Below are 26,351 nucleotides of genomic sequence, written 5' to 3'. Positions count from 1 at the left end.
GAAGTCGCGATGTCAACGATCGAGGAGGCAGCCTTGTCCACTCCTGCTGCGGAGCACGCCTCGGCCGACGGGATCGCGGCCCGCGCCCGCGGTCTGACCAAGGCCTACGGCTCCGGCGAGACGACCGTGCTCGCCCTGGACTCCGTCGACGTCGACATCGCGCGCGGACGCTTCACCGCCGTCATGGGGCCTTCGGGCTCGGGCAAGTCCACCCTGATGCACTGCCTGGCGGGGCTCGACAACGTCTCGGCCGGACAGGTGTGGCTCGGCGACACCGAGATCACGGGGCTCAAGGACCGCGAGCTGACCCGCCTGCGCCGGGACCGGATCGGGTTCATGTTCCAGTCGTTCAACCTGATCCCGACCCTGAACGCCGCCGAGAACATCACCCTGCCGATGGACATCGCGGGCAAGAAGCCCGACGAGAAGTGGCTGGACCAGGTCATCGACACGCTAGGCCTGCGCGACCGGCTGAGGCACCGGCCCGCGCAGCTCTCCGGCGGCCAGCAGCAGCGCGTGGCCTGCGCCCGCGCCCTCGCCTCCCGCCCCGAGCTGATCTTCGCGGACGAGCCCACCGGCAACCTGGACTCACGGGCCGGTCTTGAGGTGCTCGGCTTCCTGCGCGACGCGGTGGACGAACTGGGCCAGACCGTCGTCATGGTCACCCACGACCCGGGCGCCGCCGCCCACTCCGACCTGGTGCTCTTCCTCGGCGACGGCCGGATCGTGGACGCCATGGAGCGGCCCACGGCGGAGGCGGTGCTGGAGCGGATGAAGCGGTTCGACGTGATCCGCAGCCAGGCGGACGGTGCCGTCGACACCGCCAAGGAGGACTGACCCGGTGCTCAAGGCGACCCTGCGCAGTTTCCTCGCCCACAAGGGGCGGCTGCTGCTCTCCGCTCTCGCCGTGATCCTTTCCGTGGCGTTCGTCGCGGGCAGCCTGATCTTCTCGGACACCGTCAGCCGCACCTTCGACCGGCTGTTCGCCTCTACCGCCGCCGATGTCACGGTCAGCCCGCGGGAGAACCTCGACGAGGCCGTGCCCTCCGGCTTCACCCCCACCCTGCCGGCCTCCCTCGCGGAGCGCGTGGCCCAGGTGGACGGGGTCGCGGCCGCCCGCGCGGACGTCGACGTGGACACCATCACCGTCGCCGACGAGGACAACGAACCCGTGGGCCCGACCACCGGCGCCCCCACGATCGGCGTGAACTGGAACCCCACCGAGCGCAGCCCGGTCGAGCTGACCTCCGGTCACGCTCCCGAGGGTGCGGGACAGGTGCTGATCGACTCCGAGACGGCCGACCGCAAGGACGTGGCGATCGGGGACACGCTCAACGTCATCGCCCGGCCGGGCTCGTTCAAGGTCGAGGTCGTCGGCATCGTCACCTTCACCACCACCAACCCCGGTGCCGCGCTGGTCTTCTTCGACACCCCGACCGCACAGGCCCGGCTGCTGGGCGATCCGCAGGGCGCGACCAGCATCTCCGTGGACGCCGAGGACGGGGTCAGCGACCCGGAGCTCAAGCGGCGCGTGACCGCCGCGCTCGGCTCGGGCACCTACGACTTCCGCACCGCCGACGAGCAGGCCGAGTCGGACGTCGAGGAGCTGGGCGGATTCCTCGACGTCATCAAGTACGTCATGCTCGGCTTCGCCGGGATCGCCACGCTCGTCGGTGTGTTCCTGATCGTCAACACGTTCTCGATGCTGATCGCCCAGCGCACCCGGGAGCTGGGCCTGCTGCGCGCCCTGGGCGCCGACCGGCGGCAGGTCCGCCGCTCGGTGCTCACCGAGGCCCTGCTGCTCGGCCTGGTGGGCTCCACGCTGGGTCTGGCCACGGGCGTCGGGCTGGCCGTCGGGCTCATCGAGCTGCTGGGCCTGCTCGGCATGAACATCAGGTCCGCCGACATGGTGATCGGCTGGGCCACCCCCGTCTCGGCCTACGTCGTCGGCGTCGGCGTCACCTTCGTGGCCGCGTATCTGCCGGCGCGGCGCGCGGCCGGCGTCTCGCCGATGGCGGCGCTCGCGGACGCCGAGATCGCCGGGATCGGCCGGCCGCTGCGCACGCGCGCGGTGGTGGGCTCGATCGTCGGCGCGGCGGGTGCGGCGGCCCTGGTGGGGTGCGTCGCCTCGGCCGACACCTCGACGTCCGCCTCCCTGCTGGGCCTCGGCGTGGTCCTGACGCTCATCGCGACCGTGATCGCCGGTCCGCTCCTCGTGCGGCCCGTGATCCGGGTCCTGGGGGCGGCCTTCCCCGCGCTGTTCGGCTCGATCGGCCGGATGAGCCAGCGCAACGCGCTGCGCAACCCGCGGCGGACCGGGGCCACCGCGGCCGCCCTGATGGTCGGGCTCGCGCTGGTCGGCGGGATGTCGGTGGCGAGCGCCTCGATGACGAAATCGTTCGACGAGCAGATCGACAAAACCCTCGGCGCCGACTTCGTCGTCCAGAACACCAACTTCCTGGCCTTCCCGCAGGAGGTCACCGACAAGGTGCGCGACACCGAGGGCGTGGGGCTGGTCGTGCGCTCGCGGTTCACGCCGATCGCCGCCACCCTCCCGGACGGCGACCGCGTGGAGACGACCGCCGCGGCCTACGACCCGCAGCTCGACGACGTCGCCACCATCACCTACGCGCAGGGCGGCAGCGCTGACGCCCTCGCCGACGGGCGGATGGCGATGGACCGCGACTTCGCCCGTGACCACGGCGTCCGCGTCGGCTCCACGGTCGGTGTCGAGTTCCAGGGCGGAGGCAGGACCGAACTCACCGTCGGCGCGCTGACCGACCAGGAGGGGGCCGAGGGGTTCGGCACCCAGGGAGGCATGTTCTTCGGCCTGGCCACGCTCGACAAGTACGCGCCGGGCGGTCAGGAGTCCGCGCTGTACGTCAACGCGGACTCGGGCACCGGCGCCGACGAACTGCGCGCGAACCTGGAGCAGACGCTCGACCCGTACCCCCAGGTGCAGGTCCGGGACCTGGCCGACTACAAGGAGCTGGTGCGCGACCAGATCGCCGTCCTGCTGTACCTGGTGTACGCGCTGCTCGGCCTCGCGATCGTCATCGCGGTGCTCGGTGTGGTCAACACCCTCGCCCTGTCGGTGGTGGAGCGGACCCGGGAGATCGGGCTGCTGCGGGCCATCGGCCTCTCGCGGGTCCAGCTGCGCCGCATGATCCGGCTGGAGTCGGTGGTGATCGCGGTGTTCGGCGCGGTGCTGGGGCTCGGTCTCGGCCTGGTGTGGGGGGTGTGCACCCAGCAGGTCCTGGCCCTCCAGGGCATGACGGCCCTGGCGATCCCGTGGGGCACGATCGTCGCGGTAGTGGTGGGCTCGGCGGTGGTGGGCATCGTGGCGGCCCTGCTGCCGGCGCTGCGCGCCTCCCGGATGAACGTGCTGGCGGCCATCGCGCACGAGTGAGGGCGCCTCGGTCCGCATACCGGAATTCCGGGTGCCCGGCGCTGCGCGCGTGGTGGGATCGCCGCATGACTGATCTGCGGATACGAGCCGCCGGGCCCGAGGACCTCGACACCGTGCTGGCCTTCTGGAAGACGGCCGCCGAGGGGACGAGCATCAGCGACGACCGGGCCGGGGTGGAGCGGCTGGTCGCCCGCGACCCCGAGGCGCTCGTCCTGGCCGAGCGCAATGGCGAGCTGGTCGGCACGGTGATCGCCGGTTTCGACGGCTGGCGCTGCCATCTGTACCGGCTCGCGGTCCACCCCGACCGGCGCCGCCAGGGCATCGGCTCGGCCCTGCTCACCGCGGCCGAGGAACGCTTCGTGGCGCTCGGCGGGCGGCGCGGCGACGCGATGGTGCTCCAGCGCAACGAGCTGGCGCACCACGCGTGGCATGCGGCCGGCTACGCGCCTCAGGAGGAGTGGCGGCGCTGGGTCAAGCCGCTCACCGACTGACACCTTTTGCCCGTCCTTTACCCTTGGGGGACCACTCGGTCCTCCAATGAAAGGTGTGTGAGCGTCCGCCCATGGGCGAGCCTCCCAGTACGCGACATCGCGCGCTCCTTGCCACCCTGTCCGACCATGGGACGGAGGTGACCCGATGACCGAAGTGCTCCTGCTGCTGGTGGCGATCCTGCTCTCGGTGGCCTGCGGCGCCTTCGTCGCCGCGGAGTTCTCGCTGACCACGGTCGAGCGCGGCGACCTCGAACAGGCCGTGGAACGCGGCGAGCGGGGTGCCGCCGGCGCCCTGAAGGCCGTACGGAACCTGACCTTCCAGCTTTCCGGGGCGCAGCTCGGCATCACCGTCACCAACCTGGTGGTCGGCATGCTCGCCGAGCCGTCGATCGCGCGGCTGCTCGCGGGCCCCCTGGAGTCGCTCGGCGCCTCGCCCTCCACGGCGAGCTCGATCGCCCTGGTGATCGGTACTGCCCTGTCCACCGTGGTCCTGATGGTCGTCGGCGAGCTGGTGCCGAAGAACTGGGCGATCTCCTCGCCGCTGGCTGTGGCCAAGAGCGTGGGCAACGCGCAGCGCTGGTTCAGCGCCGCCTTCCGCCCCTTCATCACGCACCTGAACAACTCGGCCAACCGCATAGTGCGCCGTCTGGGCGTGGAGCCCGCCGAGGAACTGGCCTCCGCGCGCGGACCGCAGGAGCTGGCGGCGCTCGCCCGGCACTCGGCGAAGCAGGGCGCCCTGGAGGCGGACACCGCCGAGCTGTTCGTCCGGACCCTGAACCTCGCGGACCTCACCGCGGAGAACGTGATGACACCGCGCGTGCAGGTCATCGCCCTGGACGCGCAGGCCACCTGCGAGGACGTGGCGAACGCGACGCGCGCGACCGGACTGTCCCGGTTCCCGGTCTACCGCGGCAACCTCGACTCGGTCGTGGGCACCGCCCACATCAAGGACATCCTGGCCGTCCCCGCCGAGCGCCGGACCCGGGTCCCCGTCTCCGAGCTGATGCGCGAGCCGCTGCTGGTCCCGGAGACCCTCACGGTCGACCGGCTGCTGGACCGGCTCTCCGGCAAGCGCACGATGGCCGTCGTGATCGACGAGTACGGCGGCACGGCGGGCGTGGCCACGCTGGAGGACATCGTCGAGGAGGTCGTCGGCGAGGTGCGGGACGAGCACGACCCGCACGAGACACCGGACCTGGCCTCCGCGGGCAGCGACGACAGCGGCCGGGCCCTGTACTCGGCCGACGGCTCGGCCCGTATCGACCAGCTCGCGCGCGTGGGGCTCAGGGCGCCGGACGGGCCCTACGAGACGCTGGCCGGGCTGGTCGCGGCCGAGCTCGGCCGGATTCCCGAGGTGGGTGACACCGTGCGGGTCGCCGGGTGGCAGCTGGACGTCACCGACGCCTCGGGCCGCCGTGCCGCGCGCGTGCTGCTGCACGAGCCCCTCGCCGATGACCCCGACACCGCCCACGACGACAAGGAGGAGAAGCTGTGACCGTGATCCAGTTGCTGATCGGTCTGGCGACCCTCGTCGTCAACGCCTTCTTCGTGGGCGCCGAGTTCGCGCTGATCTCGGTGCGCCGCAGCCAGATCGAGCCCTACGCCGAGCAGGGCGACCGGCGCGCGAAGAGCGTGCTGTGGGGCCTGGAGCACGTGTCCGCGCTGATGGCCGCGGCCCAGCTCGGCATCACGCTGTGCACGCTGATCCTGGGCATCGTCGCCGAACCGGCGATCGAGCATCTGCTGGAGCCGGTGTTCCACGCCATCGGCGTGCCGGAGGGTGCGGGACACGCGGTGTCCTTCGTGATCGCGCTGACCCTGGCGACGTATCTGCACATGCTCCTCGGCGAGATGGTGCCGAAGAACGTCGCGCTCGCGGAACCGGTGCGCAGCGCGCTGCTGCTCGGCCCGCCGCTGGTGACCCTCTCCCGGGCGCTGCGTCCGGTGATCTTCACCATCAACGCCTTCGCGAACGCCCTGCTGAAGCTGCTGCGCGTGGAGACCAAGGACGAGGTCACCGCGACCTTCTCGGACGCCGAGCTGGCACGGCTCGTACGGGACTCCGGAGAGGCGGGACTGATCGACGAGCGGGCCCGCGAGCGCCTGCACGACGCGCTGGAGCTGGGCCGCAGGCCCGTGCGCGACGTGGTGCTCCCGCTGGAACGCGTCGTCTACGCGCGCGTGGGCGTCACTCCGGAGGAGCTGGAGGGCCTGTCGGCCGAGTCCGGCTTCTCCCGCTTCCCGGTGGTGGACGAGGGGCGCCGCATCGTCGGCTATCTCCATGTGAAGGACGCCCTGGACGCCTCCCCGAAGGACCTGCCGTTCCGGGTGCCGGACATACGCCCCATCGCGCAGGTACGGGAGAGCACCCCGCAGGACGACGTGCTCACCGCGATGCGGGGCAGCCGTACCCACCTGGCGGCCGTGCTCGGGGACGACGGGCGGCTGTCGGGGCTGGTGACGATGGAGGACGTGCTGCGGGAGCTGTTCGGCCGCCGGGTGTGACGGGTGTCGTGTGGCGGATCGGTGGATCCCGGGGTGACCGACCAATGGGTATGCGCCTCGGGATACCATTTGCCCCGCCATGCAGACGAACCCCGCACACACCAGCCTTGTCGCCGTCGGCGACTCCTTCACCGAAGGCATGTCGGACCTGCTCCCGGACGGTTCCTACCGGGGCTGGGCCGATGTCCTCGCCGGACGGATGGCCGCCCGGTCGCCCGGTTTCCGGTACGCCAACCTCGCGGTGCGGGGGAAGCTGATCAGCCAGATCGTCGAGGAGCAGGTCGGGGTGGCGGCGGCCATGGAGGCCGACGTGGTGACCCTGGTCGGCGGCCTGAACGACACCCTGCGGCCCAAGTGCGACATGGGACGGGTGACCGGGCTGCTGGAGGAGGCCGTGGAACGGCTGGCCCCCTCGTGCAAGCAGCTCGTGCTCATGCGCAGCCCGGGCCGCCAGGGCCCCGTGCTGGAGCGGTTCCGGCCGCGCATGGAGGAGCTGTTCACCTGCGTCGAGGAGCTGGCCCAACGGCACGGCGCACTGGTCGTCGACCTGTACGGCGCCGCCTCGCTCAGCGATCCGCGGCTGTGGGACGTGGACCGGCTGCACCTGACCGCCGAGGGCCACCGCCGGGTCGCGGAAGGGGTGTGGCAGACGCTCGGCTACGAGCCCGAGGACCCCGAGTGGCGCACCCCGCTGCCGGCCGCACTGCCGCCGGGCTGGGTCACCCGGCGGGTCGCGGACGCGCGGTTCGCCCGGCAGCACCTGCTGCCGTGGATCGGCCGCCGCCTCACCGGCCGCTCCTCGGGCGACGGCCTGCCGGCGAAGCGGCCCGAGCTCCTGCCGTACGAGGGTCAGTGACCCGCGTCTCGTAGGTTCCGCCGAACGGGCCCGTGGCATTGGCCTGCACAAACCGCCAGTAGAATCTGGACACGTGACTTCAGCGCCCGCCAAGCCCCGCATCCCGAACGTCCTCGCCGGACGCTACGCCTCCACCGAGCTCGCCACGCTCTGGTCGCCCGAGCAGAAGGTGAAGCTGGAGCGTCAGCTCTGGCTCGCCGTGCTGCGGGCCCAGAAGGACCTCGGGATCGAGGTGCCGGACGAGGCGCTCGCCGACTACGAGCGTGTCCTCGACACCGTCGACCTGGCCTCCATCGCCGAGCGCGAGAAGGTCACCCGGCACGACGTGAAGGCGCGGATCGAGGAGTTCAACGACCTCGCCGGGCACGAGCACGTGCACAAGGGCATGACCTCCCGTGACCTGACCGAGAACGTCGAGCAGCTCCAGATCCGGCTCTCCCTTGAGCTGATGCGCGACCGCACGGTGGCCGTGCTGGCGCGCCTGGGCAAGCTGGCCGGCGAGTACGGCGAGCTGGTCATGGCCGGCCGCTCCCACAACGTCGCCGCGCAGGCCACCACCCTGGGCAAGCGCTTCGCGACCGCCACCGACGAGCTGCTCGTCGCCTACGGCCGGGTCGAGGAGCTGCTGGGCCGCTACCCGCTGCGCGGCATCAAGGGCCCGGTCGGCACCGCCCAGGACATGCTGGACCTGCTCGGCGGGGACGCCTCGAAGCTGGCGGACCTGGAGCACCGGATCGCCGCGCACCTCGGCTTCTCGCAGGCCTTCACCTCGGTCGGCCAGGTCTACCCGCGCTCGCTGGACTACGAGGTCGTCACCGCGCTGGTGCAGCTGGCGGCGGCGCCGTCCTCGCTGGCGAAGACGATCCGGCTGATGGCCGGGCACGAGCTGGTGACCGAGGGCTTCAAGCCGGGCCAGGTCGGCTCCTCCGCGATGCCGCACAAGATGAACACCCGCTCCTGCGAGCGCGTCAACGGCCTGATGGTCATCCTGCGCGGCTACGCCTCGATGACCGGCGAGCTGGCCGGCGACCAGTGGAACGAGGGCGACGTGTCCTGCTCGGTGGTGCGCCGGGTCGCGCTGCCGGACGCGTTCTTCGCGCTGGACGGCCTGCTGGAGACGTTCCTGACGGTGCTCGACGAGTTCGGTGCCTTCCCGGCGGTCGTGGCCCGGGAGCTGGACCGCTACCTGCCGTTCCTGGCCACCACCAAGGTGCTGATGGGCGCGGTGCGCGCGGGCGTGGGCCGTGAGGTCGCGCACGAGGCGATCAAGGAGAACGCCGTCGCCTCCGCCCTCGCGATGCGTGAGCAGGGTGCCGAGCGCAACGAGCTGCTCGACAAGCTGGCCGCCGACGAGCGCATCCCGCTCGACCGTGCCCAGCTGGACGCGCTGATGGCCGACAAGCTGTCCTTCACGGGCGCCGCGGCCGACCAGGTGGCCGCCGTCGTCGCTCGTGTCGAGGAGATCGTCAAGCAGCACCCGGCGGCCGCGGGCTACACGCCCGGGGCGATCCTCTGACGCACCCCACCGCATGGCGCGCTTGACTCCCGAGGAGTTGGAGGCCGCCCGCGACCGTCTGGTACCGGACGTGGTCGCGGACGGCCTCCGCGTGCTGTTCTGCGGTATCAACCCCGGTCTGATGACCGCAGCCACGGGCCACCACTTCGCCCGTCCCGGCAACCGCTTCTGGCCGGTGCTGCATCTGTCCGGGTTCACACCGAGGCTCATGAAGCCGTCGGAGCAGCAGGAGTTGCTGTCGTACGGGCTCGGGATCACGAACGTCGTGGCGCGGGCGAGCGCCCGGGCCGACGAGCTGAGCGCCGAGGAGTACCGCGAGGGCGGGCGGCTGCTGGCCGCGAAGGTGGCGCGGCTGCGGCCGCGCTGGCTGGCCGTGGTCGGGGTGACCGCGTACCGGGCGGCCTTCGACGACAAGAAGGCCCAGGTGGGTCCGCAGGAGCGGCTGATCGGGGACACGCGCGTGTGGGTGCTGCCGAATCCGAGCGGGCTGAACGCGCACTGGACGGCGGCGACGATGGCGCAGGAGTACGGGCGACTGCGGGTGGCGGCGGAGCAGCCGGTCACCGGGGTGTAGCCGGTCACGGCGGAGTGGCCGGTTACGGCGGAGTGGCCTGTCACGGCGGGTCCAGGTCGGTGACGCCGACGACCAGTTGTGCCTGTTCGTCGGCGTCGCGGTCGGCGACCGCCAGGGTGACCGTGCGGCCGGTTTCGCCCGCCTGCCAGACGCGCAGTTCGTACGCCAGGGCGCTCAGCATGGCCCAGGGCTCGGGTATCTCCTCGCCGCGCGCGATGCGCTCCGCCCAGGTGACGGTCCCCCGACGTGCCGCCTCCCCCCAGCGGGCGGTCAGCCGGTCGGCGACGGCCAGCTCGTAGGCGTAGCAGTCGTCCGGGTCCTCCCACTCGACGGGCCCTAACCGGACCAGGAAGTGGCGCTGCGCCTCGGAGAAGTCCCGGGCGCACAGCCTGTCGATCAGGGCCAGGTCACTCGCGATGTCCATGTGATCCAGTAAACCGGCCGCCACTGACAATTGGCGGGGCGTCAGGCGTCCCGGCGTCGTACGCGCCACGCCCCGGCGAGGAGCGCGGCCGCCGTCCACAGTGCCGTCACCCCCAGCCCCGACCATGCGCCCAGGGTTCCCTCGGGCGTCTCGTGCAGGATGCTCTGTCCGGCCCGGTCGGGCAGGAAGTCGGCGGCGGTGCCCGCCGCGTCACCGATCACGAACGACACCACGAGGATGAACGGGATCAGCACGGACAGCGCGCCGACTCCGCTGCGCAGCAGGGCGGCCAGGCCGGCCGCGAACAGGGCCATCAGCATCAGGTAGATCCCGCAGCCCAGGACACCGCGCGTCTGCTCGGCCGCGCTGAGCCCGTTCGCCGCGTCGCCGAGCCCCGCCCGCGCCGCGAGCAGGGCGGCGAAGGCGGTGAACACCCCCACGGCCAGGGCCGGTACGCCGATCGCGGTCATCTTGGCCGCGAACCACCGTCCGCGCCGCGGAACCGCCGCGAGCGACAGCCGGAGCGCACCCCCGTGGTACTCCGAGGACACGGCCATGGCGCCGAAGGAGATCGCGGCGATCTGGCCCGGCAGAACCCCGGACAGGGCCGTGAACAGGGCGTCGAAGTCCGGCTCGGAGGGCTCGGAGGCGCCGGCCACCGCGGAGAACAGCGTGGACACGGCGAACAGGGCCAGCAGCGCGCCCGGGAGGGAGCGCAGCGTGCGGATCTTGAGCCACTCGGCGCGGAGCACGGGTGCGAAGGTTGTCATGGTCAGGCCTCCAGCGGCTGTGCGGCGAACTCGGCCTCGGTGGCCGTCAGATCGAGGTATGCCTGCTCCAACGTGCCCTCCTCGGCTGCGAGTTCGAGGATGGGCACCCCCGCCTGCGAGGTGAGGCGGCCGATGTCGTGCACGTGCGCGTGGTGCACGGTCCAGTGCCCGTCCTCGTGCGGGACGGCGTCGTGGCCGTGCGGCGCGAGGGCGGCGACGAGTGCGGTGGCGTCAGTGGTGCGGATCCGGACACGGGGCTGCACACGCGCGTGGATGAACTCCCGCATCGGGGTGTCGGCCAGCAGACGTCCCCGGCCGAGGACCACGAGGTGGTCGGCGAAGGAGGCGGTCTCGTTCATCAGGTGGCTGGAGACGAGGACCGTGCGCCCCTCCCCCGCGAGCCGGCGCAGCAACTCGCGGATCCAGATGATGCCTTCGGGGTCGAGGCCGTTGGAGGGCTCGTCGAGGACTACGACCTCGGGGTCGCCGAGGAGCGCGGCGGCGATGCCCAGGCGCTGGCGCATGCCCAGGGAGTACGTCTTCACCCGGCGGCGCGCCACCGACGCGAGACCCGTCTCCTGCAGCACCTCGTCCACGCGGCGGTCCGGGATGCGGTTGCTCGCTGCCAGGACGCGCAGATGGTCGCGGCCGGTGCGGGATCCGTGGGCGGCCTGCGGGTCGAGCAACGCGCCCACGTGGCGCAGGGGTTCGGGGAGCGTCGCGTAGGCGCGGCCGCCGATCGTGGCGGTTCCGGAGGTCGGCCGGTCGAGGCCGAGCACGAGTCGCATGGTGGTCGACTTCCCGGCGCCGTTGGGGCCGAGGAAGCCCGTGACGCGGCCGGGCACGACCTGGAACGTGAGCTGGTCCACGGCCCGGCGGGTGCCGTACTCCTTGGTGAGGTTCTGGACGTCGATGCTGGTCATGGCAGTAGCGTCGCGTCCGGCCAGGGGGCGGGGCCTCCCCCGCCGGGGGAGATCGTCTCCCCCGTGCGAGGGAGGGCCGTTGTCAGTGGTGGCTGGCACGATGACGGAATGGTCCGCTTGCTGCGCCCGTTCGGCCGGGCGGTGACGTACACACGACTGCTGCATCTGTTCATCGCCGTCGTGTGGCCGTCCATGTTGCTGTTCGTCAAGGAGTCGTGGTGGACCTGGGTGGTGGCGGCCGCGGTGCTCGCCCCGGCCGGACTGGTGCCCGCGATGCGTACCGTGGAGGGCCTGCAGGCCAGGCTGCTGCTGACCGGTCACCGGCACGACAGCGAGAGCGCCGGCATCGTCGTCGCGCCGTCCGCGTCCTGGGGCGACCGGGGTCGGCTCGTGGTGTGGCTGGAGGCGCGGCTGCTGCTCGGCTGCGCGACCTCGATGCTCACCGTCCAACTGCTCCTGGCTACGGTGGACCTGGTGTCGGCGGCGTTCGGTCAGGACACCGAAGCGGGTCTGGTTCCGCTCGACGGCCATCAGTGGTGGCACGCCCTGCTCGCACCACTGCCGCTGGTCGCCATGGCGGTGACCGTCGTGTCCTCGGGCCGGCTCATCACCGCACTCGCCCTCCGGCTGCTCGGCCCGTCCCCCGCCGAGCGCCTCGCCGCCCTGGAGGAGCGCACCGAGCAGCTGCTTGAGCGCACCCGCATCGCCCGGGAGCTGCACGACTCGATCGGCCACGCGCTGACCGTCGCCGTGGTGCAGGCGGGCGCCGCGCGGGCGGCCGGGGATCCGGCGTTCACGGACCGGGCCCTGGCCGCCATCGAGGACACCGGCCGGGCGGCGCTGGAGGACCTGGAACGGGTGCTGGGCATCCTGCGGGAGTCGGACCGGCCGGTGAGCAGCCGGCCCACGCTCGCCGACGCCGACCGGCTGCTGGACTCCGCCCGCGCCTCCGGGGCGAAACTCGACGCCGAAGTGACAGGCGCCGTGGACACCGTTCCCGGGCCCGTCTCGCGCGAGGGCTACCGCATCCTCCAGGAGTCGCTGACCAACGTGCTGCGGCACGCCGGGGCCGTGCCCGTCCAGGTGCGCATCGATGTCACGGACGGCCGCCTCGCCCTGGAGGTGCGCAATCCACTGACGGCGGCGATATCAGGCCCGGGCTCGGGCAGCGGGCTGCGCGGCATTCGCGAGCGCGCGGCCCTGCTCGGCGGGCGGGCGCTGACCGGCCCCGACGAGGGCGACTGGCAGGTACATGTGGAGCTGCCGCTGAGTTGATCTACGCTGGCCGGATGCCGGTCACCGTTCTCCTCGTCGACGACGAGCCCCTCGTCCGCGCGGGCCTGCGGGCCGTGCTGGAGGCCCAGCCCGACATCGAGGTCGTCGGGGAGGCCGCCGACGGGGCCGCGGTGATCCCGCTGGTGCGGCAGCTGCGGCCGGACGTGGTCGCCATGGACGTACGGATGCCGCTGCTGGACGGGATCGAGGCCACGCGCGCGGTGCTGCGGACGGTCGACGCGCCGCCGAAGATCCTCGTGGTGACGACGTTCGAGAACGACGAGTACGTGTACGAGGCGCTGCGGGCCGGTGCCGACGGGTTCCTGCTCAAGCGGGCCCGGCCCGCCGAGATCGTGCACGCGGTCCGGCTGGTCGCCGAGGGCGAGTCGCTGCTGTTCCCAGCTTCGGTACGACAGCTGGCTGCCCAGTACGGCGACGACGGCGGGAACCGTTCGGCCCGTGCCGCGATGGAGCGGGCCCAGCTGACCGAGCGGGAGGCCGAGGTGCTGCGCCTGATGGCGCGCGGGCTGTCCAACGCGGAGATCGCCGCCCGGCTGGTCGTCGGGACGGAGACGGTGAAGTCGCATGTCAGCGCCGTGCTGGCGAAGCTGGGGGCGCGGGACCGTACGCAGGCCGTGATCGCGGCCTACGAGTCGGGGTTCGTGTCCCCGGGCTGAGCCGGGGGCGGGAGGGGCCCGGACGGACCGGTCGGTAGGCCGGTGGCGGCCCGGCACTCGCCGGGGTCCGCCGGGCCGAGTACGATCCGCCCAACACGCGCACGAGCTGGGAGGACGGACGGTGGGTCGGCTGACCGGCGGGGATCCCTCGCTGCTGCGAAGGATCAATTCCGCTGTGGTGCTGCACGCACTGCGTGCCACGGACTGCGCGACGCTCACCGAGATCACCCGGGTGACCGGCCTGTCCCGGCCGACCGTCGAGGGCGTCGTCGAGGGGCTCATCGAGGCGGGCTACGTCGTCGAGAAGGCCGCCGACGAGAGCGGCGTGCGGCGCCAGGGGCGGCCCGCGCGGCGGTTCCGGTTCCGGGCCGAGGCCGGACATCTGCTGGGCCTGGAGATCGGGCCGCACCGCGTCGCCGCGCTCCTGGCCGACCTGGACGGCCGGGTGCTCGGCGCCATCGCCAAGGACGTCGAGGAGACGGCCACGGCCGACGAGCGCCTGGAGCGGCTGCGCACGGCGGTCGCCGAGCTGCTGCGCCGGGCCGGTGTCTCCCGCGGCTCCCTGCGGGCCGTGGGCGCCGCCACGCCCGGCATCGTGGAGGCGGACGGAACGGTGCGGCTGAGCACGGCGCTGCCGGAATGGACAGGGCTCAGGCTGGGCGAGCGGCTGAGCCGTTCCTTCAAGTGCCCCGTGCTGATCGAGAACGACGCCAACGCCGCCGCCGTCGCCGAGCACTGGAAGGGCGCCGCCACCGAGTCCGACGACATCGTGTTCGTCCTGGCCGGGCTGAGCCCGGGCGCCGGCTCGCTCATCGGCGGGCGGCTGCACCGCGGGTACGGCGGGGCGGCCGGGGAGATCGGCGCGCTGCATCTGCTGGGCCGCGAGGTGACGCCGGAGACCCTGCTGTCCACCACGGACGAGCCGTTGCACCCCCTCGACGAGCAGGCGGTCGCCAAGGTGTTCGCCAAGGCCCGCGAGGGCGACCAGCGGGCCCTCGCGGCCGTCGAGCGGTTCATCCAGCGCCTCGTCCACGACGTGGCTGCGCTGGTGCTCGCCCTCGACCCCGAACTCGTCGTCGTCGGCGGCTGGGCGGCCGGCCTGGACGGCGTACTGGAGCCCCTGCGGCGGGAGTTGGCCCGCTACTGCCTCCGGCCGCCGAAGGTCACCCTGTCACTCCTCGGCGAGGCAGCCGTCGCAACGGGGGCGCTGCGGCTGGCACTGGACCATGTGGAGGAGCAACTGTTCGCGGTGGAGGGCACGGTGACGGCCCGCCGCTGAAGCGGCGCGCGCCCCGGAGGGAATCCGGGGCGCACATACAGGTCCAGGTGCGGGCTCAGGACGCCTGGCGTTCGGGGCTTTCGTGGATCTCCACGCCGCCGGAGTCGCCGAAGGTGAGGCGGCAGGTGTCGGCGCGGTAGGTGGCGACGGAGAGCGCCGAGGTGCGGCCCTCGGCGAAGAAGCGTGTGGTGACGACGAGGACGGGCGCGCCCGGGAGGCGGTCCAGCTGCTTGGCGTCGTCCGCGCGGGCCGAGCCGAGCTCGACCGCGCTCTCCTGGCTCTCCAGCTGAAGCCGGTGCAGCTCGCGCAGCACCGCACGCGCGCGTGCCGCGCCGGACGGCGCGTCGATGGCGGACAGGTCGGGCACCGAGGATCCCGGGACGTAGAGCAGCTCGGCGGCGACGGGCTGGCCGTGCGTCGTACGGAAGCGGCGGACCACGTGCACCGGCTCGTCGTGGGCGGTTTCCAGGGCCGCGGCGACGGACGCGGGCGGGACCTCCAGCGTGCTGTCGGCCGGCTGCCAGGTGTCGCCGGCCGAGCCCGGCCAGACGTGCTGTTCGGCGCCGACCGCGACCCCCACGCGCGGCGGCGCCACCGTCGTACCCACGCCCCGGCGGCGCTGGAGGCGGCCTTCCAGTTCGAGCTGTTCCAGGGCCTGGCGGAGCGTGGCGCGGGCCACGCCGAAGCGGGCGGCCAGATCACGTTCGTTGGGCAGGATCTCGCCCACCGAGAACTCGGAGTCCAGCGCCTCGCTGAGCACGGTCTTGAGATGCCAGTACTTCGGTTCCGGTACCGGTTCCAGTTGCGTGGTCCCCACCCTGTCCTCCGCAATCGCCGTGTTCCGGCGGCGTTTTAGCGCCCTTGTTTATTAAAGGTTGTTGCACTTCTCTGCGACCATAGGGCGGCCCCCACCCTTGGTCAAGACCAATCCTCGATCCACCACGCGCCCTGTGTGCACGGTGCAGCAGAGCGTTCATGGGGCGTTCGCACAGGGGGATCTTCGTGACATCACGGCAAAGCCCCCGCCGCAAGGACGGGGGCCTGCCGGGGCGCAACCGGTGTCAGCCGGCCAAGGAGCGCAGCTTGTCGGGGTTGCGGATGACGTAGATGGACTGAACGCGCCCGTCCAGGACGTCCAACTGGAAGACGCTGTCGAGCTTGTCGCCCGCCATGACCAGCAGCGCGGGGCCGCCGTTGAGCTCCCGGAAGCGGAAGGACACGTCCGGCACATCGCCCTTGGCCGCGGCGCCGACCATGAAGCGGCCCACCTTGTCGGCGGTCTCCACCACCCGCAGGGGCGCCCTGGCCTTGCCGCCGCTGTCGCCGACGAGCCGCACGTCCGGGGCGAGCAGCGACATCAGCCCCTCCAGGTCGCCGCCCGCGGCGGCGGCGAGGAACCGCTCGGTCAGGTCGCGCCGCTCGACGGGATCGACGTCGTAGCGGGGCCGCCGTTCATCTACGTGTCGGCGGGCCCGTCCGGCCAGTTGGCGGACCGCGGCCTCACCACGGTCGAGCATCGCGGCGATGTCGGCGTACGGGTAGCCGAAGGCCTCCCGGAGCACGAACACCGCCCGCTCCAGCGGCGACAGCGATTCGAGCACGACGAGGACGGCCAGGGAGACGGAGTCGGCCAGCACGGCCCGCTCGGCGGTGTCCGGCACGGTGTCGCCGAAGTCGGTGGCGTACGGCTCGGGCAGCCAAGGGCCGACGTACGCCTCGTTGCGCGCCTTGACCTGGCGCAGCCGGTCGATGGCCAGCCGCGTGGTGATGCGCACGAGATAGCCGCGCGGTTCGCGCACCTCGCTGCGGTCGGCGCCCGTCCAGCGCAGCCAGGCCTCCTGGACCACGTCCTCCGCGTCGGCCACCCGGCCCAGCATGCGGTAGGCGACGCCCAGCAGGACGGGCCGGTGCTCTTCGAAGACATCGGTCACGGTGTCGGTGGTCACGAGTCCATCCCAGCCGAAGCGTCCGGATGTGTCCAGCCGAAGGTCTACCCGCCAGTAGCAATTGCTGACAAGCTGTCTACGGCGTACGCCGACGAGCCCCAGCCGACAAGCCCCTGACGAGGAGCACCCCTTGTCCGACACCGTCTCCTTCGAGGTCCCCTCGCCCCGGGGCCCCCAGTCCGTGACCCTCTCCTACGCGCGCGTGGGCGTCGGCGAACCGCTGCTCCTGCTGCACGGCATCGGCCACCACCGGCAGGCCTGGGACCCGGTGGTGGACATCCTCGCCACCGAACGCGACGTGATCGCCGTGGACCTGCCCGGCTTCGGAGCCTCCCCCTCCCTGCCCGACGCGCTCCCGCACGACCTGCCCACGATGACCGCCGCGCTCGGCGCCCTGTGCGAGGCGCTGGACCTGGACCGGCCGCACGTCGCCGGCAACTCCCTGGGCGGTCTGCTCGCCCTGGAGCTGGGCCGCGACAAGCTCGTACGCTCCGTCACCGCCCTGTCCCCCGCCGGATTCTGGACCCAGGCCGAACGCCGCTACGCCTTCGGTGTCCTGCTGGCGATGCGGCGGATAGCGCGCGGAATGCCCCTGCCGCTGGTCGAGCGGCTGTCCCGTACGGCGGCCGGCCGCACGGCCCTGACGAGCACCATCTACGCCCGGCCGGGCCGCCGTTCACCCGAGGCCGTGGTCGCCGAGACGCTCGCCCTGGCGAACGCCACGGGCTTCACCGAAACCCTCCGGGCCGGCAGCGCCGTCCGGTTCACCGACGACATCTCCGGCCTCCCGGTCACCGTCGCCTGGGGCAGCAAGGACCGGCTGCTGGTGCGCCGCCAGGGGGTCCGCGCCAAGCAGATCATCCCCCGCGCGCGTCTGGTGCGTCTGCCCGGCTGCGGTCACGTCCCGATGAACGACGACCCCGCGCTGGTCGCGCGCGTCCTGCTCGACGGCAGCCGCTGACCGGCGCCGCACCGCGGTCAACGCGCCCGACCCCAGGGCGACTCCGGCGCCGACCAGGGCACTGCCCGCGGCCTGCGCGGCACCGTAGGAGCCCGTTCCGACGAGCGGCGCGGTACAGGCGGCGGCGACGGGGATGAGGCCGGAGAACAGCGTGGCGCGCTCCGCGCCGATCCGCTGCATGCCGATGTACCAGCACACGAAGCCGATCACGGTGACGATCACGGCCTGCCACAGCAGCGCCGCCGCCTCCGTGCCGTCCGGGCGCCGCAGCCACCCGCTGCCGTCCGCGAGCAGTCCGGCCGCCGCGGACTCGACGGCGGCGATGCCGCACACCGTGGCGGACAGCAGACGCGGCCCCAGGGGGCGCAGCACGGGTACGGCCAGGACGGCGAACCCGACCTCGCCCGCCAGCGCGCACACCGAGAACGCGATGCCCGCGCCGTCCGTACGCCCCCACCCCTGGACCGTGAAGGCGCCGACGGCCACCAGCGACGCCCCGTACAGGACGACCCGTTGGGGCCGACGGCCCTCCAGGAGCGGCACCAGGACGGCCACGACCACGGGCGCACAGCCCACGAAGACACCCGGCACGGCCGGCTCCGCGGTGCGTTCCGCGGCAATGACGGCCAGGTTGAAGCCGACCATGCCGACGGCGGCGAGCAGGGCGAGGCGGACCCACTGACGGGCCGTGAGCGCCTTCAGACGGGCCGTCGCGCCCCGGCCCGCCAGGGGCACGAGCAGCAGACAGGCCAGGCCGTAGCGCAGGAACTGGCCGCCCGCGTACGGGTAGGCGCCGAGGACGCTGTTGGCGGTGAAGGACCCTCCGACGAGGACGCAGGCGAGCGCGGCGAGCAGGGCTCCGCGCGTGGTGGTGGCGTTCATGGGTGCGACGCTAGGAAGCACGGCGGCCCGGTTTAAGGTCCATTCTCATGACGGCATCGGAGACCAATCGGAACGGGAGCCCCGGACCCCGCGGAGGTTCGCCCGCATGGGAGGTGCTGCTGCCGGCCGCCGCGGCACCGGCACGCACGCGTGGCCGCTCGCTGCAGACGGCACTGCGTGAGGCGGTGCGCTCGGGGCGGCTCGCTCCCGGCACCCGGCTGCCGTCCAGCCGCGACCTCGCCGCCGACCTGGGCGTGTCACGCGGGCTGATCACCGAGGCGTACGAGCAGCTCACCGCGGAGGGCTATCTGCGCAGCGGCCGGGGCGCGGGCACCTGGGTGGGCGGCGCCGTACGCGCGGCCGACACACACGCGCGTGACCTTGCGCCGCGCTCCCCGGGCACGCGGGCCGACTTCGTGCCCGGCACCCCTGACCTGTCGCTGTTCCCGCGCGCCGCCTGGGCCGCGGCACAGCGCGGAGTCCTGGCGGAACTGCCGCACCAGGACCTCGGGTATCCCGATCCGCGCGGGCTGCCCCAGCTCCGCACGGCCCTGGCCGAGCTCCTGGCCCGCCGCCGGGGTGTGGTCGCCGACCCCGAGCGGCTCGTGGTCGTCTCCGGGGTGGCCCAGGCGACGACGCTGCTCGGCTTCGTGCTGCACGCGCGCGGGTTGCGCACCGTCGGCGTCGAGGACCCCGGAAGCCCGCAGCACGACGCCCTCTACGCCGCCGCCGGCGTCACCACCGTGCCCCTGCCCCTGGACGAGGAGGGGCTCGCCGTCGACCCGCTGCGGGCCTCGGGCGTACGGGCGGTCGTGACGACGCCCACGCACCAGTACCCGAGCGGCATCGCCTACTCCGCGCGGCGCCGCGCCGAACTCCTCGACTGGGCCCGGTCGGTGGACGGCTTCGTCCTGGAGGACGACTACGACGGAGACTTCCGCTACGACCGCGCCCCCGTGGGCGCGCTCCAGGGCCTCGACCCGGAGCGCGTGGCCTACACCGGCTCGGTCAGCAAGTCGCTTGCCCCCGGGCTGCGCCTGGGCTGGCTGCTCGTCCCGGAGTCGCTGGCCCACGACGTCGTCGAGCGCAAACGAACGATGGATCTCGGCCACCCCACACTGGACCAGGCCCTGTTCGCCCGATTCGTCGAGCGCGGCGACTACGACCGCCAGCTCCGCCGCTGCCAGCGCGCATACCGAGAGCGGCGCGACGCCCTGGTCGCCGCGCTGGCAGAGCACTTCCCCGGTTCCCGGGTGTCGGGCATCGCCGCCGGTCTCCACGTCATCGCCGTACTGCCCGAGCGGTTCGGGCCCGAGGATCACTTCCTCGCGCGCGTGACCGCAGCTGGGGTGGCGGTACGCCCACTCGCGGACTGCACACACGCGCGTACCGAGCACGCTGACGTACGGCTGGTACTGGGATACGCGCATTTGACGCCGACACGGATCCGGGAGGGGGTGCGGATCATGGCGGAGGCGGTCGCGATGTGACGTGCGCGGCGGCGCATGGCGGGGGCGGTCGCAGTGCGACCTGCGTAGCGGAGCCCGGCGGAGGCCGTCCGCGGCATGACCTGCACAGCAGAGCATGGCGGAGGTGGGCCGCGGTACGACCTGGCAGCGAATGCTGACGGAGGCGAGTCGCAGCGCGACCTGCGCGGAGCATCATCGCGGAGGCAGTGTCCGCATGTGCGCCGCGCGCCCAACCACCCCGGAGTCGAGCCACCATCCAACCCGCGCGCCAAACCACCCGGAGTCGAGCCGCCACCTGACCCGCACCCCAAACCATCCAGAGACAGGCCGCCATCCAACCCCCGCGCCCGTTCCCTTGCTCCGGCGGTCAGTTGTTCACTTGTGGTTTCCGTGTGCGCTGCGGCGCACCAGTAGTTGTGGCACTGCACACTGGCCGGATCCCGTCCTGGAGGCGCATCCATGTCACACCGCCCGTTCCCCGGACGCCGCAGCGTTCTGCGCGGCTCGCTCGCCGCGTCGGCGGCCCTGACTCTGCCCACCGCGCTCGGCGCGGCCCCCGCGTTCGCCCTGTCGGGGCGGCCCAAGGCGGAGTGGGGCGTGCAGACGGGAGACGTGACGACCGACTCCGGCCTGGTGTGGGTGCGTTCCGACCGCCCGGCCCGGATGGTCGTCGAGACGTCCGCCACCGAGTCGTTCCGCAACCCGCGCAGATGGGACGGACCGCTCCTCGACTCCGGCACCGACTTCACGGGCACGACCCGGCTGCGCGGGCTGCCGCCGGGCGAGCAGATCCACTACCGCGTCCTGCTCGCCGACCCCGACGACCCGCGCCGCACGGGCGAGCCCGTCACGGGCACCTTCCGCACGGCGTCCGTGAAGCGGCGCGACGGCGTGCGCTTCGTCTGGTCCGGCGACCTCGCCGGTCAGGGCTGGGGCATCAACCCCGACCTCGGCGGCTTCCGGATCTACGACACCATGGCCGCCCTCGACCCGGACTTCTTCCTCTGCAGCGGCGACAACATCTACGCCGACGGCCCCATCGCCTCGACCGTCACCCTGCCCGACGGCCGGACCTGGCGGAACGTCACCACCGAGGAGAAGGCCAAGGTCGCCGAGACGCTGGCGGAGTTCCGCGGCAACTTCCGCTACAACCTGCTGGACGAGAACCTGCGCGCCTTCAACGCCCAGGTCCCCTCGATCATCCAGTGGGACGACCACGAGGTCACCAACAACTGGTACCCGGGCGAGATCCTCGGCGACGCCCGGTACACCGAGAAGAACGTCGACGTGCTCGCCGCCCGGGCCCGCCAGGCATTCTCGGAGTACTTCCCGATCTCGACCCTGCGCCGGCCCGACGGCCGGGTGCACCGGGTGCAGCGCTACGGTCCGCTGCTGGACGTCTTCGTCCTGGACATGCGCACCTACCGCAACGCCAACTCGCCGGACACCCAGACCATCGACGAACAGGGCATCCTCGGCCGCGAGCAGCTGGAGTGGCTCAAGCGGGAGCTGTCCCGCTCCCGCGCCGTGTGGAAGGTGATCGCCGCCGACATGCCGATCGGGCTCGTCGTGCCGGACACCGGGGACGGCAAGCCCCACATCGAGGCGGTCGCGCAGGGCGACCCGGGCGCTCCTCTCGGCCGTGAGCTCCAGATCGCCGAACTGCTGCGGTACATCAAGCACCGGCGGATCACCGGCACGGTGTGGCTGACCGCCGACGTGCACTACACCTCGGCCCAGCACTACCAGCCCTCGCGGGCCGCGTTCACCGACTTCGAGCCGTTCTGGGAGTTCGTCTCCGGTCCGCTGAACGCCGGTGCGTTCCCGGCCAACACGCTCGATGGCACCTTCGGCCCGGAGCGGGTGTTCCTCAAGGCGCCGACCCGCGCCAACGTCTCCCCCGCGGAGGGCTACCAGTTCTTCGGCGAGGTGGACATCAACGGCGACAGCGGGGAGCTGACGGTGCGGCTGCGCGAGCAGGACGGCACCGTGCTGTTCACGCAGGTGTTGCAGCCGGGTCTGGTCGGCCAGTAGGTCCCGTAGCCTGGAGGCGTGTCGCGCACCGGCGTCATCCCCCGGCGCGCGGCACGCTCAACTCACCCCGCCTCAGACCTTTTTCGCAGGTCAGAGCGATTGTCAGTGGTCGCCTCTACGGTTTTTCCATGACGCGATCTCTACAGGCCGTGGCCTATCGCCGACCTTCCGCGCTGAAGTCCTCAGCGGACGGAGGGCGCCTGGGGCTGGAGACTTCACGGGGTGCGACTCCCTCGGGGAGCGTGGACCACCCGCGCTTCTTCGCGGGCTTCCTGACGGCCCCTCAGGCGGCCTCCGCCGGGCTGCTGGCGGTGGCCGACGTGGCGGCCGCCCGCTATTTCCGACGGCAGCTGACCGCCTCCCTCGACCCGGTCGTGACGGGCAACGGCGACCGACTGCGCTTCGAGTCGTTCTCCGGCTGCGGCGGGGTGTACGCACGGCTGGACGTGCTGACCCCGGGCCTCGACGGCAGCGACGTCGGGCACGGTACGACGAACGTCGACGTCAACAACCCCCTGCGCGAGGCCCTGTCGAGGATCGGCACGGACGATCCGCTCCACATGCGGGTCGGCCCCGAGGAGCTGGCCGTGACCACGCTCGACGGTCCCGTGGTGGAGAAGAAGGTGCCCCTGCCCGACCGGTGGCTGCGCGGGTTCGCCGAGTCCCAGGTGATCACGGCGGGCTTCGACCTGCGCGCCGACCTGCCCGCCGCCGAGGCGGTGCGGTTCCTGCGCGGCCTGCCGCGCGCCGGGGTGCGCGGAGCCGCGGGAGGACCGCGCTGGCTGGTGCCCGCGGGCGGCGGACTGCGTCCCGCCTTCCGGGCGCAGCCCGGGGCGGTGTGCCTGCCCGGCCCGGAGCGGCTGGTCGCGCTCCAGCGGGCGCTGCGGCACGCCACGGCCCTGCGGGTGTACGGGCCGGCGGTCACCGTGGGTACGGCGGCGACGGCCAGTGCCTGGGAGCTGGTCCTGCCGGGCATGCGGCTCACCCTGACGCTGTCGCCCGACGCCTCCCGGGGCTTCTCCGGCGAGGGTGGTGTCCTCGACGCGCTCGCCACCGAGGAGGCCGCCGAGGACGCGGAGCTGATCTCGGTGCTCCTCGCGTGGGAGCCCCGCATCGACATCACCGACCTGGCCGCCGCCTCGGGCCTGACGGCCGACCGGATCCGTGCCGCCCTGGTCCGCCTGGGCACCTCGGGCCGGGTCGGCTACGACACGGCGGAGTCGGCCTACTTCCACCGGGAGCTGCCCTACGACGCCACGCGCGTGGAGCGGCACAACCCCAGGCTGCGGTCCGCCCGGGCGCTGGTGGAAGCGGGCGCGGTCGTACTGGAGGGCACGCTCGGGACCGTGACGGCCGGGGACGGCCATGTGCACCGGGTGCGGGACGACTCGGGGGTGCTCAGCTGCACCTGTGAGTGGTGGGCGAAGTACCGGGGCGGGCGCGGGCCGTGCAAGCACGCGCTGGCGGTCCGGATGGTGCGGCGGGGCGCCGCTGTGGGGCAGGGGACGGCGAAGGTCGACGGGGGTGTGCGATGAATGCGCTGATGGACGCGGTACGGGCAGGGCGTGCGGCCGAGGTGGCGGGGCTGCTGGACGGGATGACGGACGCCGAGCGGCGGATCCACTTCCCCGAACTCAAAGCGCTGCGCGCGGAGTTGCGGCCGGAGCGGTGGGACGCGCAGGCGCGCCGGGCCCTGCCCGCCCTGCACATGGCCGGTGCCGCCTGCCAGACCGGCGCGGCGGCCGTGGCCAACTGGCTGGCCGCCGCCGACTTCCGCTGGTCGCAGGCATCGCCGACGCTGCTGATCGACATCCTCGCCGACCGTGACCTGGCCTGGCTCGCCGATGTGACGCACCGGCTGGCACAGCGTCCGGTCAGCGCGCGCGTGCCCTTCGCGTTGATGGCCGGCCTGGTGCGGCTGTCCGCGTGCGCGGCGCCCACGACGGAGGCGTATGTGCAGGGATGGCTGATGCACATCGGCAGCGCCTGGACTCGCTCGGACAGCATCGTGGACCGGCTCCGCCAGGAGCCGCATCTGACGGAGCTCGTGGCCGCGCTCTTCGAGATCGACGACATCGGCTCGGTGCTCGGGTGGGTGGCCGACGACGGGCCGAACACGTGGACCGGATCCCTGGCCCGCCTCACCGAGGAAGGTGTCCTGGAGCGGAAGTCGATGGTGGACGGGTGCGTGGCCCGCCTGCTGCGAGGCGGCCGGCCTGCCGATCACCGGGTGTTCCTGCGGCTGTTGAAAGCTCTGGCCCTCACCCGTGACGAGGAGCGGGAGCGGATGGCCGACTGGACGGCCCTCGCCTCGGACGCCGCCTCACCGGTGGCCACGCACGCCCAGTCGGTGCTCGCCGGGCTGGCCCTGGACGGCGAACTACCCCCGCGCCGACTGGCCGAGATGTCGGATGGGGTGCTGTTCCGCCCCGAGAAGAAGCTGGTACGGGCCCAGCTCGTGCTGCTGGGCAAGGTCCTCGCGCGGGACGCTTCCGCGGCCGACGTCCTGCTGCCCGCCGCGGCACAGGGCCTCGGGCACGCGGACTCCGAAGTGCAGGAGCGCGCGGTCAAGCTGGTGGAGCGGCACGCGGTGAAGATCGGCGACCCGGGGGTGCGCGAGGAACTCGCCGCTGCCGCCGGGCAGTTGACTCCCGTCCTGCGCGGCCGGGTCGCCGGGGCGCTGGGCGTGGAACCGGTGACGGCGCAGCCGGGGGCGTACGAGGAGCTGCTGCCGCCGGTGCCCGTGCCGACGCGGTTGGCGCCCGCGCCGGAGTCGGCCGGCGAACTGGCCGAAGAGGTGGGGGCGTTGCTGGCATCCGGCGACGAGGTGGCGGAATTCGAGCGTGCGCTCGACGGGCTCGTGCGCCACGGGTACCGCAACCGGGACGAGCTGCTGGAGGCCCTGGAGCCCGTCGTCGCGCGCCGCTGGTGGGGTGGCCGGGATCCCCAGCACGTCTTTCACGCCGACGACCCCTTCAGCGGGTACCGACGCGACGTACTCGGCGGACCGGACGGCCTCGACCTGCTCCTTGCGACGCTGCGGGGAAACGTACTGACCGCCACACTCCACGCGGCGGTCCAGACGACGCCCCAGGAGCAGGGCTGCATCCACAGCCCGCTCTTCCGGGCCTTCACTGCCCGCCTGTGGGAGGCAGCGTTCCGGATACGCACGGAGCCGGTTCCCTTCCTCCTCTCCACCCCCACCTGGACCACAGGCCTCCTCGACCCGGACGAGCTGGTGAACCGTCTCGACACCTACCGGGAGCTGGGCGCCCGGGTGGGACCGGCCGACTTCGCCACGGCACTGCTCCGCGTCGGCCGTGACGACCGCGCCGCGGCCGGGGCCGCCGCGGGGCGGGCGGCATCGCTCGGCACCCCGGAGGGAACGCAGCTGGCCCGGTGGCTCACCGCCGACGGCCCCGCCCTGCCGCCCGTGCGGCGGCGCACCGCGGGTCCTCGTGTCCTGCTGGAGTGCGGCGAACTCGACGAGTTGCAGCGGGACCTCCCCGCCGGCTTCCACCCGCTGGGCAGGCCGGTGACCGTCTACAGCGAACGTTGGCGCTGCTACCACTGGGACGCCGACCTGCGCCCGCACTGGCTGGCCCTGCTGCCCGAGCGGCGCGAGCTGGTGGCGGTCAGGCTGCTGCGGGACCTGTCCGCGACCGCCGTGGACGGCGCCCGCGGGACCGCGGCGATCCTGCCCCGGCTCGCCGAGTCGGGCGGTCAGGCGGGCGAGGCCGTGCACCTGTCCGTGGCGTACGCCCTGGGCGCACGGCATCCGGAGGACCGGCTCGCCGCGGTGGAGGCGCTGCTGGTGCTGGCGGCGCGCGGACAGCTCGACGCGGCCCGGCTGGGGGCAGACCTCGGGGAGCTGGTGCAGCGCGGGGCGGTGAAGCCGGCGCGGCTCGCCGAGTCGGTGCGGACGGCGGCGGCCACGGGGGCGAACGCGACGATCTGGGGGATGCTCCGGCACACGCTGCCCGCCCTGCTCGGCGGTCTGTCCGGTGACCGTTCGGCCAAGCCGGCGCCCGGGCTCGCCGATCTGCTGGCGGTGGCGGCGGAGTGCGCCGAGCGGTCCGAGGCACGCGGGCAGGTGCCGTACCTGGCGCAGACCGCGGAGCGGGGCGGCTCCTCCCGGCTGGTGTCCGAGGCCCGCCGGCTGCGCACGGCGCTGGGCGAGGAGGTGGCCGCATGACGTAGTCGCGTACGTCGGTTGCGGTCGACGGATCGCGGGTGCAGGGGGTCTGACCAGGCGTGTGACGCGACTGTCGGTCGCGTGCAATACAACCGTAAAAAGAACCACAAAACGCGCAGAAGCGATCTTTACCGCCCGGTCACAAAGCGTTCGTGATCACGCAAC

Annotated in this window: 21 protein-coding genes and 1 pseudogene; 16 read left to right on the top strand and 6 right to left on the bottom strand. The window is 72.9% G+C overall.

Features of this window, described 5'->3' with window-relative positions; all coding sequences use genetic code 11:
- Positions 1-9: 9 nt before the first annotated feature.
- The 8 genes from AB0Q90_RS10330 to mug all read left to right on the top strand — a co-directional run bounded on the left by AB0Q90_RS10330 (position 10) and on the right by mug (position 9,351).
- Positions 10-837 carry an ABC transporter ATP-binding protein gene (locus tag AB0Q90_RS10330; protein ID WP_363162224.1) on the top strand — a complete coding sequence of 276 codons (828 nt, stop codon included), beginning with the start codon at positions 10-12 and terminating at the stop codon, positions 835-837.
- A gap of 4 nt (positions 838-841) precedes the next feature.
- Positions 842-3,409 (top strand): ABC transporter permease, encoded by a 2,568-nt coding sequence (locus tag AB0Q90_RS10325; RefSeq protein ID WP_363162223.1) that lies wholly within the window; start codon positions 842-844, stop codon positions 3,407-3,409.
- Positions 3,410-3,474: 65 nt separating this feature from the next.
- Positions 3,475-3,900: a GNAT family N-acetyltransferase gene (locus AB0Q90_RS10320; RefSeq protein WP_363162222.1), complete on the top strand. Its 426-nt coding sequence runs from the start codon at positions 3,475-3,477 to the stop codon at positions 3,898-3,900.
- A gap of 145 nt (positions 3,901-4,045) precedes the next feature.
- Positions 4,046-5,395: a hemolysin family protein gene (locus AB0Q90_RS10315; protein WP_363162221.1), complete on the top strand. Its 1,350-nt coding sequence runs from the start codon at positions 4,046-4,048 to the stop codon at positions 5,393-5,395.
- A complete protein-coding gene (locus AB0Q90_RS10310) occupies positions 5,392-6,405 on the top strand; it encodes a hemolysin family protein (RefSeq protein WP_363162220.1) in 1,014 nt (337 codons plus the stop codon). The genes AB0Q90_RS10315 and AB0Q90_RS10310 overlap by 4 nt, the downstream gene beginning before the upstream one ends.
- Positions 6,406-6,484: 79 nt before the next feature.
- Positions 6,485-7,261: an SGNH/GDSL hydrolase family protein gene (locus AB0Q90_RS10305; protein WP_363162219.1), complete on the top strand. Its 777-nt coding sequence runs from the start codon at positions 6,485-6,487 to the stop codon at positions 7,259-7,261.
- A 73-nt stretch (positions 7,262-7,334) separates the two neighbouring features.
- A complete protein-coding gene (gene purB / locus AB0Q90_RS10300; RefSeq protein WP_363162218.1) occupies positions 7,335-8,777 on the top strand; it encodes an adenylosuccinate lyase in 1,443 nt (480 codons plus the stop codon).
- 13 nt (positions 8,778-8,790) lie between these two features.
- The gene (gene mug, locus AB0Q90_RS10295) at positions 8,791-9,351 is read left to right on the top strand and encodes a G/U mismatch-specific DNA glycosylase (protein ID WP_363162217.1); all 561 of its coding nucleotides are present in this window, start codon (positions 8,791-8,793) and stop codon (positions 9,349-9,351) included.
- Between the two features lie 40 nt (positions 9,352-9,391).
- Here mug and AB0Q90_RS10290 read toward each other — a convergent pair whose 3' ends face one another.
- Genes AB0Q90_RS10290 through AB0Q90_RS10280 form a run of 3 tightly spaced genes read right to left on the bottom strand, consistent with a single transcriptional unit; the run spans position 9,392 to position 11,468 of the window.
- Positions 9,392-9,775, bottom strand: a complete 384-nt coding sequence (locus AB0Q90_RS10290; RefSeq protein WP_363162216.1) for a hypothetical protein — start codon at positions 9,773-9,775, stop codon at positions 9,392-9,394.
- Between the two features lie 41 nt (positions 9,776-9,816).
- Positions 9,817-10,545, bottom strand: coding sequence for an ABC transporter permease (locus AB0Q90_RS10285; RefSeq protein ID WP_363162215.1), 729 nt, complete (start codon positions 10,543-10,545; stop codon positions 9,817-9,819).
- 2 nt (positions 10,546-10,547) lie between these two features.
- Positions 10,548-11,468 carry an ABC transporter ATP-binding protein gene (locus tag AB0Q90_RS10280; RefSeq protein WP_363162214.1) on the bottom strand — a complete coding sequence of 307 codons (921 nt, stop codon included), beginning with the start codon at positions 11,466-11,468 and terminating at the stop codon, positions 10,548-10,550.
- Between the two features lie 108 nt (positions 11,469-11,576).
- On the opposite strand from AB0Q90_RS10280, the gene AB0Q90_RS10275 reads away from it, so the two are divergent.
- The 3 genes from AB0Q90_RS10275 to AB0Q90_RS10265 all read left to right on the top strand — a co-directional run bounded on the left by AB0Q90_RS10275 (position 11,577) and on the right by AB0Q90_RS10265 (position 14,699).
- Positions 11,577-12,743 (top strand): histidine kinase, encoded by a 1,167-nt coding sequence (locus tag AB0Q90_RS10275; protein WP_363162213.1) that lies wholly within the window; start codon positions 11,577-11,579, stop codon positions 12,741-12,743.
- Between the two features lie 14 nt (positions 12,744-12,757).
- Positions 12,758-13,420, top strand: coding sequence for a response regulator transcription factor (locus AB0Q90_RS10270; protein ID WP_363162212.1), 663 nt, complete (start codon positions 12,758-12,760; stop codon positions 13,418-13,420).
- 121 nt (positions 13,421-13,541) lie between these two features.
- Positions 13,542-14,699: an ROK family transcriptional regulator gene (locus tag AB0Q90_RS10265; RefSeq protein WP_363162211.1), complete on the top strand. Its 1,158-nt coding sequence runs from the start codon at positions 13,542-13,544 to the stop codon at positions 14,697-14,699.
- Positions 14,700-14,754: 55 nt separating this feature from the next.
- On the opposite strand, the gene AB0Q90_RS10260 is transcribed toward AB0Q90_RS10265, so the two are convergent.
- Positions 14,755-15,516, bottom strand: a complete 762-nt coding sequence (locus tag AB0Q90_RS10260; RefSeq protein ID WP_363162210.1) for a GntR family transcriptional regulator — start codon at positions 15,514-15,516, stop codon at positions 14,755-14,757.
- Between the two features lie 244 nt (positions 15,517-15,760).
- Entirely contained in the window at positions 15,761-16,645 is an 885-nt protein-coding gene (locus AB0Q90_RS10255) for an RNA polymerase sigma-70 factor (RefSeq protein ID WP_363162209.1), read from the bottom strand.
- A gap of 130 nt (positions 16,646-16,775) precedes the next feature.
- Here AB0Q90_RS10255 and AB0Q90_RS10250 point away from each other — a divergent pair, with 130 nt between their 5' ends.
- Positions 16,776-17,606, top strand: coding sequence for an alpha/beta fold hydrolase (locus AB0Q90_RS10250; protein WP_363162208.1), 831 nt, complete (start codon positions 16,776-16,778; stop codon positions 17,604-17,606).
- Between the two features lie 45 nt (positions 17,607-17,651).
- Here AB0Q90_RS10250 and AB0Q90_RS10245 read toward each other — a convergent pair.
- Positions 17,652-18,488, bottom strand: a pseudogene (locus tag AB0Q90_RS10245) (DMT family transporter); the annotation flags it as partial.
- Positions 18,489-18,535: 47 nt separating this feature from the next.
- Here AB0Q90_RS10245 and AB0Q90_RS10240 point away from each other — a divergent pair.
- The 4 genes from AB0Q90_RS10240 (at position 18,536) to AB0Q90_RS10225 (ending at position 26,186) form a co-directional block, all read left to right on the top strand.
- Positions 18,536-19,978, top strand: a complete 1,443-nt coding sequence (locus tag AB0Q90_RS10240) for a PLP-dependent aminotransferase family protein (protein WP_363162207.1) — start codon at positions 18,536-18,538, stop codon at positions 19,976-19,978.
- A 438-nt stretch (positions 19,979-20,416) separates the two neighbouring features.
- Positions 20,417-21,991 (top strand): alkaline phosphatase D family protein, encoded by a 1,575-nt coding sequence (locus AB0Q90_RS10235; RefSeq protein WP_363162206.1) that lies wholly within the window; start codon positions 20,417-20,419, stop codon positions 21,989-21,991.
- Positions 21,992-22,119: 128 nt separating this feature from the next.
- Positions 22,120-23,526: an SWIM zinc finger family protein gene (locus tag AB0Q90_RS10230; protein WP_363162205.1), complete on the top strand. Its 1,407-nt coding sequence runs from the start codon at positions 22,120-22,122 to the stop codon at positions 23,524-23,526.
- Positions 23,523-26,186, top strand: coding sequence for a DUF6493 family protein (locus AB0Q90_RS10225; protein ID WP_363162204.1), 2,664 nt, complete (start codon positions 23,523-23,525; stop codon positions 26,184-26,186). The genes AB0Q90_RS10230 and AB0Q90_RS10225 overlap by 4 nt, the downstream gene beginning before the upstream one ends.
- Positions 26,187-26,351: the final 165 nt, after the last annotated feature.

It is taken from the genome of Streptomyces sp. NPDC079141 (genome assembly GCF_040686775.1).
GTDB lineage: Bacteria > Actinomycetota > Actinomycetes > Streptomycetales > Streptomycetaceae > Streptomyces.
The sequence above is the reverse complement of the archived record's forward strand: the minus strand, read 5'-3'. Positions and strand labels throughout refer to the sequence as shown.

Excerpts from the sequence above, each read along its gene's own strand:
- AB0Q90_RS10330 (WP_363162224.1), top strand. The coding sequence starts at position 10 with ATGTCAACGATCGAGGAGGCAGCCTTGTCCACTCCTGCTGCGGAGCAC.
- AB0Q90_RS10320 (WP_363162222.1), top strand. The coding sequence starts at position 3,475 with ATGACTGATCTGCGGATACGAGCCGCCGGGCCCGAGGACCTCGACACC.
- AB0Q90_RS10315 (WP_363162221.1), top strand. The coding sequence starts at position 4,046 with ATGACCGAAGTGCTCCTGCTGCTGGTGGCGATCCTGCTCTCGGTGGCC.
- AB0Q90_RS10305 (WP_363162219.1), top strand. The coding sequence starts at position 6,485 with ATGCAGACGAACCCCGCACACACCAGCCTTGTCGCCGTCGGCGACTCC.
- mug (WP_363162217.1), top strand. The coding sequence starts at position 8,791 with ATGGCGCGCTTGACTCCCGAGGAGTTGGAGGCCGCCCGCGACCGTCTG.
- AB0Q90_RS10290 (WP_363162216.1), bottom strand. The coding sequence starts at position 9,775 with ATGGACATCGCGAGTGACCTGGCCCTGATCGACAGGCTGTGCGCCCGG.
- AB0Q90_RS10285 (WP_363162215.1), bottom strand. The coding sequence starts at position 10,545 with ATGACAACCTTCGCACCCGTGCTCCGCGCCGAGTGGCTCAAGATCCGC.
- AB0Q90_RS10280 (WP_363162214.1), bottom strand. The coding sequence starts at position 11,468 with ATGACCAGCATCGACGTCCAGAACCTCACCAAGGAGTACGGCACCCGC.
- AB0Q90_RS10275 (WP_363162213.1), top strand. The coding sequence starts at position 11,577 with ATGGTCCGCTTGCTGCGCCCGTTCGGCCGGGCGGTGACGTACACACGA.
- AB0Q90_RS10270 (WP_363162212.1), top strand. The coding sequence starts at position 12,758 with ATGCCGGTCACCGTTCTCCTCGTCGACGACGAGCCCCTCGTCCGCGCG.
- AB0Q90_RS10240 (WP_363162207.1), top strand. The coding sequence starts at position 18,536 with ATGACGGCATCGGAGACCAATCGGAACGGGAGCCCCGGACCCCGCGGA.
- AB0Q90_RS10235 (WP_363162206.1), top strand. The coding sequence starts at position 20,417 with ATGTCACACCGCCCGTTCCCCGGACGCCGCAGCGTTCTGCGCGGCTCG.
- AB0Q90_RS10230 (WP_363162205.1), top strand. The coding sequence starts at position 22,120 with ATGACGCGATCTCTACAGGCCGTGGCCTATCGCCGACCTTCCGCGCTG.
- AB0Q90_RS10225 (WP_363162204.1), top strand. The coding sequence starts at position 23,523 with ATGAATGCGCTGATGGACGCGGTACGGGCAGGGCGTGCGGCCGAGGTG.